This is a genomic window from Pedobacter psychrodurus, assembly GCF_004331735.1.
GTDB lineage: Bacteria > Bacteroidota > Bacteroidia > Sphingobacteriales > Sphingobacteriaceae > Pedobacter > Pedobacter psychrodurus.
The window spans coordinates 142982-160313 of the sequence record NZ_SJSO01000011.1; the positions used below are offsets into that span (position 1 = coordinate 142982).

General features: G+C 36.9%; 9 protein-coding genes. 3 read left to right on the plus strand and 6 right to left on the minus strand.

The features are described 5' to 3' along the window. The first annotated feature begins 12 nt into the window (after nt 1-12). The 3 genes from EZ456_RS14800 to EZ456_RS14810 are packed head-to-tail and all read left to right on the plus strand — an operon-like array spanning nt 13 to nt 4284. Nucleotides 13-1311, plus strand: coding sequence for an alpha-L-fucosidase (locus EZ456_RS14800; protein ID WP_165501329.1), 1299 nt, complete (start codon nt 13-15; stop codon nt 1309-1311). A 60-nt stretch (nt 1312-1371) separates the two neighbouring features. Further along, complete coding sequence (locus EZ456_RS14805; RefSeq protein WP_205945100.1) at nt 1372-1821, plus strand: L-rhamnose mutarotase; 450 nt, start codon at nt 1372-1374, stop codon at nt 1819-1821. Nucleotides 1822-1854: 33 nt separating this feature from the next. Further along, on the plus strand, nt 1855-4284 hold the full coding sequence (locus tag EZ456_RS14810) for a glycoside hydrolase family 95 protein (RefSeq protein ID WP_131531365.1): 2430 nt from the start codon (nt 1855-1857) through the stop codon (nt 4282-4284). Between the two features lie 57 nt (nt 4285-4341). On the opposite strand, the gene EZ456_RS14815 is transcribed toward EZ456_RS14810, so the two are convergent. The 6 genes from EZ456_RS14815 to EZ456_RS14840 all read right to left on the minus strand — a co-directional run bounded on the left by EZ456_RS14815 (nt 4342) and on the right by EZ456_RS14840 (nt 17282). Then, a complete protein-coding gene (locus EZ456_RS14815; RefSeq protein ID WP_131531367.1) occupies nt 4342-5022 on the minus strand; it encodes an ABC transporter ATP-binding protein in 681 nt (226 codons plus the stop codon). Between the two features lie 75 nt (nt 5023-5097). Continuing rightward, on the minus strand, nt 5098-7467 hold the full coding sequence (locus EZ456_RS14820) for an ABC transporter permease (protein ID WP_131531369.1): 2370 nt from the start codon (nt 7465-7467) through the stop codon (nt 5098-5100). Between the two features lie 75 nt (nt 7468-7542). Then, nucleotides 7543-9933 (minus strand): ABC transporter permease, encoded by a 2391-nt coding sequence (locus tag EZ456_RS14825; protein ID WP_131531371.1) that lies wholly within the window; start codon nt 9931-9933, stop codon nt 7543-7545. 75 nt (nt 9934-10008) lie between these two features. Continuing rightward, the gene (locus tag EZ456_RS14830; RefSeq protein WP_131531373.1) at nt 10009-12390 is read right to left on the minus strand and encodes an ABC transporter permease; all 2382 of its coding nucleotides are present in this window, start codon (nt 12388-12390) and stop codon (nt 10009-10011) included. A gap of 69 nt (nt 12391-12459) precedes the next feature. Continuing rightward, on the minus strand, nt 12460-14832 hold the full coding sequence (locus tag EZ456_RS14835) for an ABC transporter permease (protein ID WP_131531375.1): 2373 nt from the start codon (nt 14830-14832) through the stop codon (nt 12460-12462). A gap of 77 nt (nt 14833-14909) precedes the next feature. Further along, nucleotides 14910-17282 (minus strand): ABC transporter permease, encoded by a 2373-nt coding sequence (locus tag EZ456_RS14840; RefSeq protein ID WP_131531377.1) that lies wholly within the window; start codon nt 17280-17282, stop codon nt 14910-14912. Nucleotides 17283-17332 lie beyond the last annotated feature (50 nt).

Sequence of the window (17332 nt, forward strand, 5' to 3'; positions counted from 1 at the left end):
ATTGATATGAATATGAAAAGATTTCTCTTGTTCTTCGTTGCATTAACCACTTTTTTTAGTGTTAACGCACAAACCAAAACAGATGCTTCAGTAATGAACGATTTTATGGATAAACGATTCGGAATGTTCATCCACTGGGGTCCGGTAAGTCTGCGGGGTACCGAAATTGGCTGGAGCCGTGGCGACCAGGTGGAGGTAGAAGATTACGACAATTTATATAAAGAATTTAATCCTGTTCTTTTTGATGCTGATGCTATTGTAAAAACAGCTAAGGATGCCGGCATGAAATACCTAACTATTACTGCCCGCCATCACGATGGCTTCTGTTTATGGCCAACGGCTTATACCAACTTCAACATTACCAACACACCCTATAAAATAGATATTGTTGGCGCATTAAACGAAGCTTGTAAAAAACAGGGCATTAAGTTCTGTATTTACTATTCAGTTTTAGACTGGCACCATCCTGATTACCCAATCCATTCGTCAAAAAATCAAACTATCGATCCAAAATCGGATATGAACAGATACCTAATTTACATGAAAAACCAGTTAAAAGAGCTCATTACCAAATATGACCCTTATATGCTCTGGTTTGATGGACAATGGGAAAAACCATGGACTGATGAAATGGGAAAAGATTTATATGCCTATCTCAAACAGCTAAAACCAACTATAATTACCAATAACCGATTGGGAAAAGAATTTGCAGCAATGGAAAATAAAAACATTGATGCTTCTAAAATGATAGGTGATTACGACACGCCTGAACAAGTAGTAGGAAAATTAAATATGCAAACCCCATGGGAAAGCTGTTTTACCATTTGTAACCAATGGGCCTGGAAACCAAATGATAAAATGAAATCGTTAAAACAATGCCTCGAAATTATTTCGAAAACAGCAGGTGGTAATGGTAATCTTTTATTAAATGTTGGCCCTATGCCTGATGGTAGAATCGAAGCCCGTCAAATAGAACGCTTAAAAGAAATTGGCGATTGGTTAAAAATAAATGGCGAAGCTATTTATGGCACATTGGGTGGGCCTTACCAGCCTAATGATGATTACGCCACCACAAGAAAGGGAAATAAAATTTATCTACATGTATTAAATACCAATCTGGCCAAGCTGAGTTTGAAAACTATTCCAGGTTTAAAAGTTAAAAAAGCATACCTGTTAAATAACCAAACTGTTAATGTGGAGCAAAAAGATGCTATTTCTCTGCAACTTCCCAGCCACCAGACCAATCAGTCAGATTATATTGTTGTGCTAGAATTAAACGGAAACGCCGAAAACATTCCAGTTATTAAATAAACCGATACAGCTTGCTAGCAGGTAAGGCTTTATAACCATTAAAAAGTAAATAATATTCTAATGAAAAATTTAAAGACAATATATTTCTTGGCCTTAGCTTTCGTGCTAATTTTCTCCGCCTGTAATCCACCTGCAAAAACAGAAGCCAAATCATCAAATGCAGCAAACAAGGTGCTGCGTTATGGCAGTATTACAGGTCTGAAGCCCGAACAGATGGCTTATTACAAAAAGTTACATGCTGCAGTGTGGTCTGGGGTATTAAAAAAAATAACCGAATGCAACATTCATAACTATTCCATTTATTTAAAAGAAATTGAGGGTAAGCAATACCTTTTCAGCTATTTCGAATATACGGGGAACGATTTTGCCGCCGATATGAAAAAAATGGCTGCCGATAGCACTACCCAGCGTTGGTGGAAAGAAACTGCACCAACTCAAATCCCATTGCCCGATGCTGCGGCTAAGGGCGAAACCTGGAGCAATATGGAAGAAGTTTTTCACCATGATTAATCTTACAATCAATAAATAGCTCACTAAATACTTATGATCAAGAAAATATACCCCTTTCTTTTTTTTATATTGATAACCTGTTCCACAAGCACAGTTTGGTCACAATCAAAACAGCAGGATAAAATCTGGTATACCTCTCCAGCTAACGCGAATACAAAAGACAATCCAAATGGCTGGAAAAGTGACCCTGAATGGTTAAAAGCACTGCCTGTTGGTAATGGTTTTTTAGGTGCGATGGTATTTGGTGATGTAAACAAGGAAAGGATACAGCTTAACGAAAAATCTTTATGGAGCGGAAGTCCTGACGATAACGATAACCCTGATGCAGCTAAATATATTCCCGAAATAAGGAAACTTCTTTTTGCTGGGAAATACAAGGAAGCGGCAGACTTAACTAACAAAACCCAAATTTGTAAAGGTAAAGGTAGTGGGCAGGGTAATGGTGCAACCGTACCATTTGGTTGCTACCAGACTTTAGGCGATTTACGATTAGATTTCGGCAAAAAATCTAACTTTAAAAATTATTATCGCGAACTAGATCTGATTACGGGAATAACCTTAACCAGTTACGAACAAGATGGCGTTAAATATAAAAGAGAAGTTTTTTCTAGTTTTCCAGATCGGGCTTTGGTGATAAGGTTAACAGCCGACAAACCTAATTCTTTATCTTTTTCGTTATCACTAAGCAGACCAGAAAGATTTAAAACGACAGCCAAAAATGGCCGCCTAGTAATGAATGGAATTTTAAATAATGGGAAAAATGGCGATGGCATGCGCTATAAAACCTATGCTATTCCACAGCTTACGGGTGGAACTCTAAAGGCAAATGGCAACGCTTTGCAGATCACAAAAGCAACCTCAGTTACCATTATATTAACGGCTGCTACAAACTATCGGTTACATTATCCAGATTATACCAATGCAAATTTCGAAAGCGAATTAAATATGGTTACTACAAATGCAACTGCCAAAAACTACGAATTATTGCGAAACAGGCATGTAACTGATTTTTCATCTTTCATGAAAAGGTCTACGTTAAATTTAAATAACAGCGACAATACCCTACCCACAAATGAGCTGATGACCAAAAATGTACAGAGCCAAAATGAATCGGCCTTATATGGCCTGTATTATCAATACGGTCGTTACCTTTTGTTATCTTCATCACGTAAAGGAAGTTTGCCGGCCAATTTACAAGGCATTTGGGCCAATCAGATACAAACCCCGTGGAATGGAGATTACCATACCAATATTAATGTTCAGATGAATTACTGGCCGGCTGAGGTTACCAATCTCTCCGAATGTCAGGAGCAATTGGTTGATCTGGTTTCATCGTTATTAGAACCTGGAAAACGTACAGCAAAAATCCAATACCAAATGAAAGGTTGGGTATTGCACACCATTACCAATGTTTGGGGTTACACCGCCCCGGGAGAACATCCAAGCTGGGGCATGCATGTAGGCGGTGGTGGATGGATGTGCCAGCATTTATGGGAACATTATGCCTTTACCAGGGATAAAAATTATTTAGCGAAGGTATTTCCTATTCTTAAGGAAGCAAGTCAGTTTTACTTAGATTGGCTGGTAAAAGATCCAAAAACGGGGAAATTGGTGTCGGGTCCATCACCATCACCCGAAAATTCATTTTTAGCTCCCGATGGGGCTAAAGTACAGATTAGTATGGGCCCCACCCACGATCAGGAACTGATTAACGAATTATTCAGCAACACTTTGGCAGCTGCCAGCATTTTAAACATTAACGAAACAGACTTTCTTAAAAAAGTAAATGAGGCCAGGCAGCATTTAGCCGCTCCAAAAATAGGTTCAGATGGCAGATTAATGGAATGGGCAGATGAATTTAAGGAACCAGAAATACAACATCGCCACTTAGCACATTTATATGCGCTTTACCCTGGCAATCAGATTACGAAAGATAAAACACCAGAACTAGCAGAAGCGGCAAAAAAATCATTGGAAATGAGAGGTGATGGAGGTGTTGGATGGACATACGCCTGGAAAATTGCACTTTGGGCGAGATTAAACGACGGCGATAGGGCATTTAAAATATTAAACGCCCAATTGCGGCCAACATCGGATATAGATACCAGGTACGATGAGGGTGGTGGAAGTTATTATAACCTCTTTGATGCCTGTCCTCCTTTCCAAATAGATGGAAATTTTGGCGTAATTGCAGGTATTACCGAAATGTTGATGCAAAGCCATGAAGATTTTATAGAACTATTACCTGCATTACCAAGCCAATGGAAAGATGGAAAGATAAAAGGGCTTGTTGCAAGAGGTGGTTTTGTGGTGGATATGCAATGGCAAAATAACAGCCTTTCTACCAGTACTATTGTTGCAAAAAGAGGTGGCGAATGTTTAATCCATTATAAAAATAAAACAGCTAAACTGCAAACCAAGGCTGGTGGAGTATATAAACTTGTCCCATCAGATTTTAAATAATTTTCATGTAAAATTCGGGATACATTTAAATCCACATCCCGAATTTTTCATTTTATGTTATGCTACCGTTATATCTTCTTTTACTACCCCATCGGCGATGTGCAAAATCCTATTTCCATATTGCGCATTTTTTTCGGAGTGCGTAACCTGAATAATGGTAATGCCATCTTCCTGATTTAACTTTTTAAACAAGGTCATAATTTCTTCTGCCTGTGCCGATTGGAGGTTTCCAGTTGGTTCATCGGCCAAAATAATTGATGGTTGGGCAGCTAAAGCCCTTGCAATGCCAACCAATTGCTGTTGACCACCCGAAAGCTGGTTTGGAAATAAATCTTTCTTGGCCACAATATTAAAACGGTCTAAAAGATCTGCTATTCTACTTGCCCGTTCAGCACTTCCCACTTTTTTGTAAAGCAATGGTGCTTCAATATTTTCGTAAACGGTCATCTCATCAATTAAGTGGTAGGCCTGAAAAACAAAACCGATGTGATTTCGATAGCGTTCAATGCGTTTACGTTCATTCAACGAAGTTACATCCTCTCCCAAAAACTCATAGGTTCCATAAGTTGGCTCTTCAAGCATACCAATAATATTAAGCAAAGTAGATTTCCCTGCACCCGATGGGCCCATAATAGAAACAAATTCACCTTTTTTAATGGTGGTAGTAACCAAACGCAACACATAGTTTTTAATGCCTTTGTTTGCGTAATATTTTTCGATGTTATTTAATTGTATCATATTTTTAGGGTTTGGCGTGGAGCGTTTGGCGTTTAGCGATAAATCCATGCTAACCGCCAAACGCTTTACGCGGTCTTATTCATATTTAAGTGCTTCAACAGCATTTGTTTTTGCAGCACGGTAGGTTTGCCAGGTAATTGTTAAAATGGAAATCAACAAAGTAAGTGTCGCAGTTAATACAAACATCCATAAACTTAAAGATGCTCTTAATTCGAAATGCTGCAACCAATCGTTCATGATGTAATACGCAATTGGAAGAGATATTACTATTGCTATAAATATTAATTTTATAAAATTTAATGAGAGCAAGGTCATTAGTTCTAGAATTGAAGCACCCAGAATTTTGCGGATGCTCACTTCTTTTATTCTTTGCGAAGTACTAAAAGATGAAAGACCAAACAACCCCAAACAGGATACGAAAATGGCCAGGCAACCAAAGAGATTAGCCAAAGTGCCTAAAATCCTTTCATTTTTTAATTTAATTTCATTTAAACCATCAATAAATTTTATCTCGACAGGAAAATTTGGGTTTATTTCTTTTACCAGCTTATCAATTACACCAATACTCTCACTCAAGCTTTTAACAGGATTTAACCGCATTGTAATTACATCACTAATATCTGCATAGGCAATAACCATTGGCCCTGCCACCTTACTCGGATCTCCCCAAACTATATTTTCAAAAACCCCTACTACATTTCGCTTAGCGCCTTGATATAAAACCCTGGCGCCAATTGGATTTTTTAAATGCATCACCTCTGCAGCTTTCTTGCTCAATAGCAATGCGGCAGTGTCTGAAGCAAACTTTCTGTTAAAATCTCTGCCGTTTAACAATTTTATATTGGTTGTTTTAATAAAATCGTAAGTAGTGTAAATCTGGTCAAAATCTATCATTTTATCACTTTCGGCCATTCCATCCCAACCTAAACCACTAATGCTGCTATTTTTATTCGAAATACTGCCTGATGACTGTGTTACGCCAACTACAGCCCCACTGGATAAGAGTCTTGTTTTTAAAAGATCGAATTTTTCGTATAACATCCCTTCGTGCGGTATTTCTATCAAACCGGTTGATCTGTAACCTAAAGGCGTATTTTTGATAAACTGAATCTGTTTGTAAATGGTTATCGTTGCAGCAATTAACACGATCGAAAAGCTAAATTGAACAACAACCAGAACCTGCCTGAAGGTTAAACCATATCCTGTCTTAAAGTTCAAAGTTTTTTTAAGCGCTTGTATAACATTAAATCCTGAAAGATAAAATGATGGATAGCTTCCGGAGATAAAACCAGTGATGATTAAAACACAAAAAATCAAGAGCCAATTGATTGGATTTAAATAATCAAAAACAATTTCAATGCCTAACAACCGATTAAACATGGGCAAACTAAATTCGAGCATCATAATGCTAAGTAAAATGCTGATGAGGGTTAAAATAAATGATTCTAGCATAAACTGAAAAATCAGATTTGTTCTGGATGCACCCATTGTCTTTTTAACACCAATTTCTTTTGCCCTTCCTTGTGTGCTGGCTGTGGCTAAATTCATAAAGTTGATACAGGCAATAAGCAAAATACCGATTGATAAGCCTACAAACAATTGAACTTGCGCAATATTGCCACCGATACTTTTACCATTTAAAAAAGTTCCGTGTAAATGCAGTTTTGTTAACGGATAAAGGAATACATCTTCTTTTGCAGCTGAAAAGTGACGACTTATAAATCCTTTTAATTTCGAATTAAAAGCAGCTACATCTGTTTTTTCATTTAATTTTAGCAAGGTATAATAATCATGGCTTCCCCAATTTGGTTTCTTTGGCCATTGATTTAAATTTTCATATAAAGTCCATGTTGTTAACGATTCAAAGCCATAGGTAACATTGGTGGGAAGATCTTTTATTACTGCGGTAACTTTTAAATCAACCTGGTTTTCGAAACGCACTTTTTGATTCAGTACATCAGTTTTACCAAATATCCTTTTTGCAGCAGTTTGCGTTAAAATAATCGAGTTGGGATCGGTTAACGCTTTTGATGGATTTCCGCTTATAAAATCGTAGTTGAACAACTGCAAAAAATCTGCGTCTACGTATCTGCTACTTAGCTTTAAACTTTCTTCGCCGTTTGCCACCAGTCTTTTATATACATCTGTAACCCTTGCGCCATATATTACTTCAGGAAACTCTTGTTTAAGTGCCCCTAACATTACATTCTGAGATTGATCAATTGTTCTCATCACCTCTCCATTCTGGCCGTTTAAATTAATCATCGCCTGATAAATATGGGGCGAGTTTTTAAATTGTTTGTCGTAGCCCCACTCATAACCGGCATATAACAGGAGTAACAAACAAGAAGTTAAACCAATAGCCAAACCACCAATATTTATGATTGCATAAACTTTGTTTCTAAATAGGTTTCGTAATGCGATTTTTAAGTTGAGCTGGAACATAAGTGCAAGGTTTAGCGGAAAGCGGGTAGCGTTTAGCGAAAATTTATCGCCTAACGCCAAACGCTATACGCAAGGTTATTCATATTTAAGTGCGTCAATAGTATTTGCAGCAGCTGCTTTATACGAGCGGATACTTACGGTAATCAAAGTAATTGCCATCGAAATAACCATTGCGAGTGCAAAAGGCCAGATACTGATATCGATTCTATAGGCAAAGCCAGATAGCCATTTCGAAATAAATAAGTATGCAAGTGGCCATGCAACCAGATTGGCAATAAAAACCATTATCAGAAACGATCCGTTAAGCATCCTAACCAATTCAATTGTCGAAGCACCTAAAACTTTTCTAATGGCTACTTCTTTGGTGCGTTGAGCTGCAACGAATGATATTAAACCAAATAAACCAATAAAGGAGATAAAAATAATGGTACCTGCAAATACCTTAAAAAGCGTACCCATAATTTTTTCTCCCTGATAAAAATTGTTTATATCGTCGTTAAGGAAAGATTCGTTATACACAAATTCAGGAAAATTGCTTTTCCAAACCTGTTCAACACTTTTCATGGTAGTCATCATTTGCTTTGCATTTAGTTTAACAGCTGCATAATAATACCTTTCTATACGCGAACACACAATAATGGGATCAATAGATTCATGCAGACTTTTATTTTTAAAATCCTGAACTACACCAACAATTGGTTTTTTCTGTCCTCCTAATGAAATCATTTTCCCTAACGCATCAGCAGGTTTGGCTACATTTAATCTTTTCAATAAAGTTTCGTTCACAATAAATTCGTTAGTAGAATCACTTTTACTTAGGTTTCGCCCTGCTATAAGCTTTAAATCAAAAGTTTTGAGGAAATCCTCATCTGCATTTTTTGCATTTACCTGGAAATCGGCATCTTTCGAATTATTATAAGCAAAGGAGCTTCCATTGTTATTTTGCGATGAGGGTGCTGTTCTACAAAAACTCACTTCCTCTACCCCTGGCAATTGCTTAAGTTGGGCTTTGAACCGGTTAAAACGTTCAACAGTTAAACTATCATTAGGTAAATCGACCATGGCAATGGCCGTTGGATTAAAGCCAAGCGGTTGCTCTCTGATGAACTTCATTTGCTGCAGAATAACCAAAGTGCCAATTATTAAAGTGATGGTAATGGCAAACTGAACCACGACCAAAACCTTCCTTAAGCCCAAACCACCTGTATTTGCAGAAATTTTGTTTTTTATGGCCAAAGCTGGATTAAAACCCGACATAATTACGGCTGGATAAAAGCCTGCGATTAGGCTCACACAAACCACTAAGACAAACATAAACACCAAAATAATAGGATGCTGAAAAAAGCTAAACGATATTTTAGCGTTAAAAAGATTTTGCATAGAGGGTAAGGCAATCTCTGTTAAAACACTGGCAATTAACAAGGAGATTAGCACGATGATAAAGGTTTCGGTCAAAAACTGTGTTACCAACTGCCCTCTTTGGCTACCCATTACTTTGCGCACGCCAACTTCTTTACTCCTGCTTACCGCTTGCGCAGTGGCCAGATTAATAAAATTTATAGAAGCCGTTAAGATTAAAAATAAACCGATTACCATTAAACCATAAAGCTGTTTTTTAGGCATTATTCTGCCTGAAAAATTTCCGAAACGCTCATTATAATGAATATCAGCCAAGGGCTGAAAGATATGTCCCTCTTTACCAGGTGCTTTTTCGGTATAATATTTTTTTATAAACAGCCGTAAAGGTTCACTTAATGTCTCAATTTTAATTCCGCGCTTCAATTTAAAATAACTCTCTGATGCAGATGACACTGAACCCCAGTTATTTAAATTCCGGTCTTTTAGCGACTTATAAGAAAGCATAATCCGCAATGGAACAGAATTATTCTCTGGTACATCATCAATAATACCTGTTATAATGTAATTCAGGTTGCCATCGTAATTAATCGTCTTACCTAAAGCATCATTCCAGTTTCCAAAAAACTTTTTAGCCATTTCTTTAGATAAAACAGCATGGTTTGGTTCTTTTAAAGATTCATAATTACCAGACAACCATTTATAATTAAAAATCTCGAAGAAATCGGGCTCAACATAAAAAACATTCTCTATGCTTTTTACCTTCTCCTTGCCATGCTGGTCGTTTACTTTTACAATTCCACCGCTATTTTGTATGGCAGAAACTTTTTCAATATAGGGCGAAAAATCATCTCGTACGGCAGGTGTAATCGGAATAGGCACGCCTTGCGAATAAAACTGGTTTCCATCACTGTAATCCCAGCTGGAAACCATGCGATAAATTCTATCCTGATCTTTAAAGCCTTCATCAAAACTCATTTGATAACGGATAAAAATAAAAATCAGGATACAACTCGCCATACCTATAGATAGGCCAAGAACGTTGATCAAGGTATAGCCTTTGTTTTTCCAAAGATTTCGCCAGGCGATTTTTAAATTGAGTTTGAACATAGTTTTAAGGTTGAGCGAAAAGCGTTTGGAGATTAGCGAAAATTTATCGCCTAACGCCAAACCCGATACGTAAGTTTATTCATATTTAAGTGCATCAACAGCGTTTGCTTTGGCTACTTTAAAGGTTTGCAGGCTTACCGTTAAAATGGCTATAATTACCGAGGTTAAAAGGGCAAGCAAAAAAGGCCATGGATTAATAGTAATCTTATAATCATATTTCTCAAGCCATTTGGCAACAAGAATATAGGCTACCGGAATAGCGATCACATTAGATATGATTACCAGTTTCATAAAATCTTTGTTCAAAAGGACCAGGATATCAGAAAGATTGGCGCCCAATACTTTACGGATACTGATTTCTCTACTGCGCTGTTCAGCGGTATATAGCGCTAAACCTAATAAACCTAAGCAAGAAATGAAAATGGCAAATCCTCCAAAAATATTAGAAAGTACACTGAGCAACTTTTCGCTCCGGAGTTTTTCGGCCATGCCCTGACTAACCAGTTTCACTTCGATTGGATAAGCAGGATTTAAACGTTGACTTACCAATTTTATCGCTTCGATTGAATTAGAAAGCGACTGCTTAGGATTGAGTTTAAGCAGCAAAACTCGACTCGTTTTGACATTGTAATAATAAACTGTTGGCTGTATTTTAGAAGCAAGCGATTCGTTAGAATAATCTTGCACCACGCCCACCACTTTAAGTGGCGGGTTATCGCCCCAATGGATAACGGTACCCACAGGATTTTTTAACCCCATTATTTTAACAGCAGTTTGATTGAGGAGCAGAGATGTAGATGTATCAGCCGAAAATTTAGGATCAAAATCTCTCCCTGAAAGAATCTTTACACCAGTTGTTTTGGCAAAATCAAAACCTGTACTTCTATAATTAATAATCGAGACATCATTTTTGGGCTTTTCTGGCCATTGAATGTCGCTAGTAATTGAACCACCATCTGTAAACGAACTTGCATATTCTGTTGCAGCAATTATGGCGCCTGCCCTCTCCAATTCATTTTTAAAAGTTTGCAACTTCTGTGGCTTTGTCCACTCTCCTTCTAAATCGACCTGTGCCAGCGCAGTTTGATCAAAGCCTAAGGGCTTATTTTTAAGGTGCTGAATTTGGCTGTAAATTACAATTGCTGAAATAATCATGCAAATGGAAAGGCTAAACTGCACTACTACAAGTGTTTTGCGGATAGATAATGAACCAGTTGAACCCTTAAACCCTTTTAATACCTTTACGGGTATAAATGATGAAAGGTAAAATGCAGGATAGCTACCAGCAAGCAAACCAGTTACCAGTACTATAGCAAGTAATACGCTCCAAAACTGATAAGCATTGTAATTAATTTTGATCGAAATATCGAGCAGATTATTAAAATAAGGTAACGAGACTTCGAGCAGTGTAAAGGCAATTAACATTGCTAAAAACGACAACAAAAGCGATTCGATTATAAATTGGCCCATTATTGTATTTCTGGTCGAACCTAAAGCCTTTCTAACACCTACCTCGCGGGCACGTTTCTCTGATTTAGCAGTTGAAAGATTCATGTAATTGATGCAGGCGATAAATAATACACAGATGGCCAGAAAAACAAATAATCGCAACTGATCAATTTTACCCCCTACCGATTTCCCATTGTCAAAATCATCGTATAAATGAAATTTGCTTAAAGGAAAAAGGAAAGGTTCGTAGGTCATTTCTTTTAAATCGGGTTCTTTGTTTACGATGAAGTGTTTTAGTGCTACATTGGTTGCATCTAAAGAAGCATTATCTTTAAGCTGAAATAAGGTTAAACAAGTAATTGCTCCCCAACCGTAATTTTTTTCAGAAGGATTTTCTTGCTCAAAAAAAGCCCATGGCTGTAAAACATCAAACTGCATGCTTTGATTTTTTGGCAAATCTTGTATTACAGCACTAACTTTTAAGCTTACCCTATTATCGTATTTAATACTTTGTCCTATTGGGTTCTGGTTACCAAATAATTTCTTTGCTGTCGATTCGCTTATAAGTACGTTATTAGGCTCGGATAAAGCAGTCCCTGGATCGCCGTAGATAAATTTCTGTTCAAGGATTTTTAAAAAATCGGGATCTACATTAAATCCTATTAGTTTAAAACTATTCCGATTATGGCTATATAATTTCTGACCATTGTTCATCGAAATACGGGCCGCACTTTTAATGCCTGGCAATTCTGAAACCCCAGCTTTGGCCAGTTTATTAGGAACTGCCATTGTGGTAGCCAGTTTACCGTTAAACTTTAAATTTAACGCAGCAAAATATACTTTATCGGCATTTTTATACTGCTTATCGTAGCTCCATTCGTAATTTACATACAAGAGTAACATTAAACAACAGGCCATGCCGATGGCAAGCCCCCCCACATTGATCAATGTAAATCCTTTGTTTTTCCATAGGTTACGCAATGCTATTTTTAGGTTTAATCTGAACATAATGGGTAAACTGTATAAATTGTTAAACTGGTTAATTGTTATATTGTCAGCTGAAAACTGCCAACTAAATTATTCGTATTTTAGTGCATCAACAGGGTTGGCGTTTGCGGTTTTGTAAGCCTGAAAACTTACTGTAATTACAGCCATTAATAAGGTTCCGAAAGCGGCTACTGGGATAATCCACCAGCTGATTTCGGTATGAAATTCAAATTTATTAAGCCATTTGCCCATTGCATAGTAACTGATAGGGGCTGAAATAAAAATGGCAACTATAATCATTTTTATAAATGAGAGCGATAACAACTTCATTAAATTGCTTACCGAAGCACCAAGTACTTTTCTTACCCCAAATTCTTTAGTCCGTTGCTCTGCACTATAAGCAACCAGGCCAAACAAACCTAAACAAGAAACAAATATGGCTAAGCCACCAAATAGGTTCGATAACACGCCCAAAGTTTTTTCTGTATTGTATTTTTCGCTGTATAAAGCGTTCAGGAAGTTGATCTCCAGCGGATATGCTGGATTTATAGACTTGGTAATCCTGTTAATGGTTTCGATATTACTTTGCAAACTGTTGTTTTCGTTTAGGCGCATGGTAATGTTTCCAGTACGTCTTTGATCGAAGAAAACCACCATTGGGTGATTTGATTTATAAGGAGAATCCCAAACGTAATCGTTAAACACACCGATAATATGATACTTATCGCCAAATACCGTAACTGTTTTCCCAACAGGGTTCTTGTATCCAAATGTTTTTACAGCCGAGGCACTTACCATAACACCTACAGAATCAGAAGCAAATTTTTCTAAAAAATCTCTTCCTTCTATTAATTTAATCCCGTTTGTTTTAATAAAATCATAAGTGGTAGAAACCTGGTTAAACAATTGGGTATTGTCTGGCTTGGTCATGCCTTCCCACTGAATATCCATAAAGTTTTGCCCACGATGTGATAAACTTACAGACGATTGGAACATGGCGGTAACAGCACCTGATTTTAGCAACTGAGCGCGCAAAACATCATATTTCGTTTTCAATTCGCCATCCTGAGGTATTTCAACCAAAGCATTTACATCAAACCCTACAGGTTTATTTTTAATGTACTGTATTTGCCTGTAAATCACCAAAGTGGAGATAATGAGCACAATGGCGAAGCAAAATTGGCCCACAACCAATACCTGCCTTAAGCTGATTGAAAACAGCCCTCCAGATTTTATTTTTCGCTTTAAAGTTTGAATCGGGTTAAAGGACGACAAATAAAATGCAGGGTAACTTCCGGCAATTAAACCCGTTATAAATACGATGCCTAAAATGCCTAACCAACTACCTTTATCAAAATAAGACATGCTTAACTTTATATTTAACAACTGGTTAAAGGTTGGCAGGAAGATTTCTAAAATGGCAACAGCAAATATTACCGCGATAAAGGTTAACATCATCGATTCGGTTAAAAACTGTATAACCAAAGAACCCCGGTTAGCACCTATGGTCTTTTTTATACCTACTTCTTTTGCACGTTTTTCTGATTTGGCCGTAGCCATATTCATAAAATTAATACAGGCAATAAGTAAGATACCAAGTGCCAGGGCCATAAATAAATAAATTTGCTCTATTGCGCCACCTACACTTTTACCTTCTTCGAATTTTCCGTTTAAATGAAGCGCAGATAAAGGAAACAAGACTTGAGATTGGTAATTATCGTTCGTATTCTTTTTAAGAACGTTGTATATTTTTTGGTTAACCAGCTTCAAATTTGCCCCTGTTTTTAATCTCACCAAAGTTGTATAACTATAGTTTTCCCAGTTTAAACTCTTTGCACGTTCATCAATAGTCTCGTAAAAAGACCATGGCATTAAATAATCAAATTTATTTGAGCTGTTATCTGGCTGATCTTTAATCACACCTGTAATATTTAAATCGAACCGATCTTTAAAACGAATGGTTTTATTTATCACATCAGTGCTTCCGAAGAGTATTTTAGCAGTATTTGTTGTTAAAACAACCGAATTTGGATTATTTAAAGCTGTTTTAGGATCGCCCTGTACAAACTCATAATCGTACATTTTTAAAAGATCGGGTTCAGCAAATTTCGATATCCGCTTAAATGAATTCTGCCCATTGGCGATTAAATTCTTAGCACCGTAATCCATCCTTGCGGTGTACTGAATCTCAGGGATATCTTGTTTAATCGCTGGTCCGAAAGCAGTGGTAGAGCCTTCAAAAGTTCCGGAAATTTTACCGTTATCGCCAGGAATATTAGTCATAGTGGTAAAAACATTAGCCGATTCTTTAGCCTGCTTATCAAAGTTCCATTCGTAGGTTACATACAAAAGCAACATTAAACAGGCAGCTAAACCAATAGCCAGGCCAATTACATTAATGAATGAGCTTACCTTGTTTCGCCAAAGGTTCCGCAAAGCGATTTTTAAGTTTAATCTAAACATAAGGTATAGGGTTTAGCGTAGTGCGCTTAGCGTTTGGCGCAGATTTATCGCCTAATGCGATCCGCTTTACGCTGGTATTATTCATATTTTAATGCATCAACAGGATTTGCTTTTGCCACCTTAACCGACTGGACACTAACCGTAAGTATGGCAATGAGTACCGATAAAGCAATAGCTACAATAAATGGCAATGCTGATATAGCAATACGATATTCGAAAGCTGAAAGCCATTTATTTACAATGATATATGCTAATGGGAACGCTATAAGATTGGCAATGGCCACCAATTTTATAAAATCTTTATTTAGCAGCACGAGGATATTGCCAGTGCTGGCGCCTAAAACCTTACGGATACTGATTTCTTTTTTGCGTTGCTCTGCCATAAAAAGTGCCAGACCTAATAATCCTAAACAAGAAATGAAAATGGCGAAACCACCAAACCAGTTTGAAAGTGAACCTAAAAGTTTTTCATTTTTAAATTTCACTTCAAAAGATTCGTTCACAAATTTGCGGTTAACAGGATAATTAGGTTCCATTTGCTTCACTAAATCATCAATTTTACCCAGTGATGAACTGATATTTTGATTTGGATTTAACCGCGCAATGATAACCTTCGCATCGTCCTTTACATTAACCCTAAAAATCATTGGGGCCACTCTCTGGTACACACTTTCTACCACAAAATCTTTAACAATACCAACTATAGTTAGCTTTTTGTCTCCCCAGAAAGTAATAACCTTACCGATCGGATTCTTTAATCCCATCATTTTCACAGCCGCTTCATTTAACAATACACTAGCTGTATCATTAGGAAATTTCGCAGAAAACTCCCTACCACTAACCATCTTAGTTCCAATAGTTTCAACAAAATCATATCCTATTGCTCTATGATTAAAAGAAATAGCCTCGTTCGGGTTTTTACCTTCCCATTCTACACCCGTTGTATTATCTCCTCCTTCAGTAAAATCTGTACTAAAAAAAGTAACATCGCTTGCAGCGCCTGATTCTAGTAGTTGCGTTTTAAGCAATTCTAATTTACCAGCATCATTCATTTTACCGGATACCGCTATTTGAATTAAATTGGATTGATCGTAACCAATAGGCTTATTTTTAACATAGTTAAGTTGCTGATAAATTACTGCTGTACAAATAATTAAACTTGCAGCAAAAACGAATTGGCCAACCACTAATACTTTCCTCACCGAAGTGGATGAATCTGCTTTAAGCGTGAAACCTTTTAAAACTTTGATAGGCTCAAAAGAAGATAGATACAGCGCGGGATAACTACCCGCAATAAAGCCGGTTAAAATCATTAAACCCAATAATGCTAACCAAAATGGGCCATTATAATAATCGATTGTTAATTTAATATCTAACAAACTATTAAAATATGGCAAACTAACCTCAATTAAGATAAAAGCTAAACCTGTGGCGATAAATGTGATGAGCAGGGATTCTAAAAAAAACTGATTAATTAACGATTTACGTGTCGATCCAATTGCTTTACGAACGCCAACTTCTTTTGCCCTACGCTCTGAGCGTGCTGTAGATAAATTCATAAAATTTACACAGGCAATTAGCAATATGCAAAAGGCCAGCAATAAAAATATTTTAAGCTGATCTATTTTTCCACCTACCGATTTACCGTTTTGAAAATCATCGTATAAGTGCCATTTGGTTAAAGGATGCAATAAAGCTACTGCTGTATTATCTTTTTGATTGCGTTTGTAAATACCATGCATCAAATCATTTGCAGTAGTGAAAAAGTTATTATCCTTTAACTGAACAAGTGTTAAACACATGTTGTTCCCCCAATTGCCTTCCTTTACCCAAGATTGACGCTTTTCGAATAATGCCCAAGGCATAATACATTCAAAAATTAGGCTGCTATTTGCAGGAGCATCTTCTATTACAGCTTCAACTTTTAATACTTCCTCGTTCTCGAGCTTTACTGTCTTATTAATAGGATCTTCATTTCCAAATAATTTTGTTGCAAAAGATTTGGTAAGGATGATGGTATTTACATCTTTTAAAACTTTTGCTGAATTACCTTCAAGAAATTTATAATCCAATATTTTAATAAAATTCTGATCGGCAAAGACGGCATTGCTATTTATCTTATTATCGCCAACGGTAATGAGTTGTTTCCTCGGATAAGTAGTGTGAGAGGTATACTTAACGCCGGGGATTTTTTCTTGCACTTCTTTAGCCATAACATTTGGTGTCCACGCCCAGCTAAAAGTTTTACCACTTGCCTCCATGTTTTGATAAACTACATAAGTTTTGTCATTATTGGTGAATTGCTTATCGTAGCTCCATTCATAAGCAACATAGAGCAACAAAACCATGCAACTGGCCAAGCCAATGGCTAATCCTCCAATGTTAATTAAGGAGAATCCCTTGTTTTTCCAGAGGTTTCGCAAAGCGATTTTTAAGTTTAATTTGAACATATTTTTATTGTTTGGCGATAAGCGTTTAGTGTGTGGCGTTCAAAAATGCC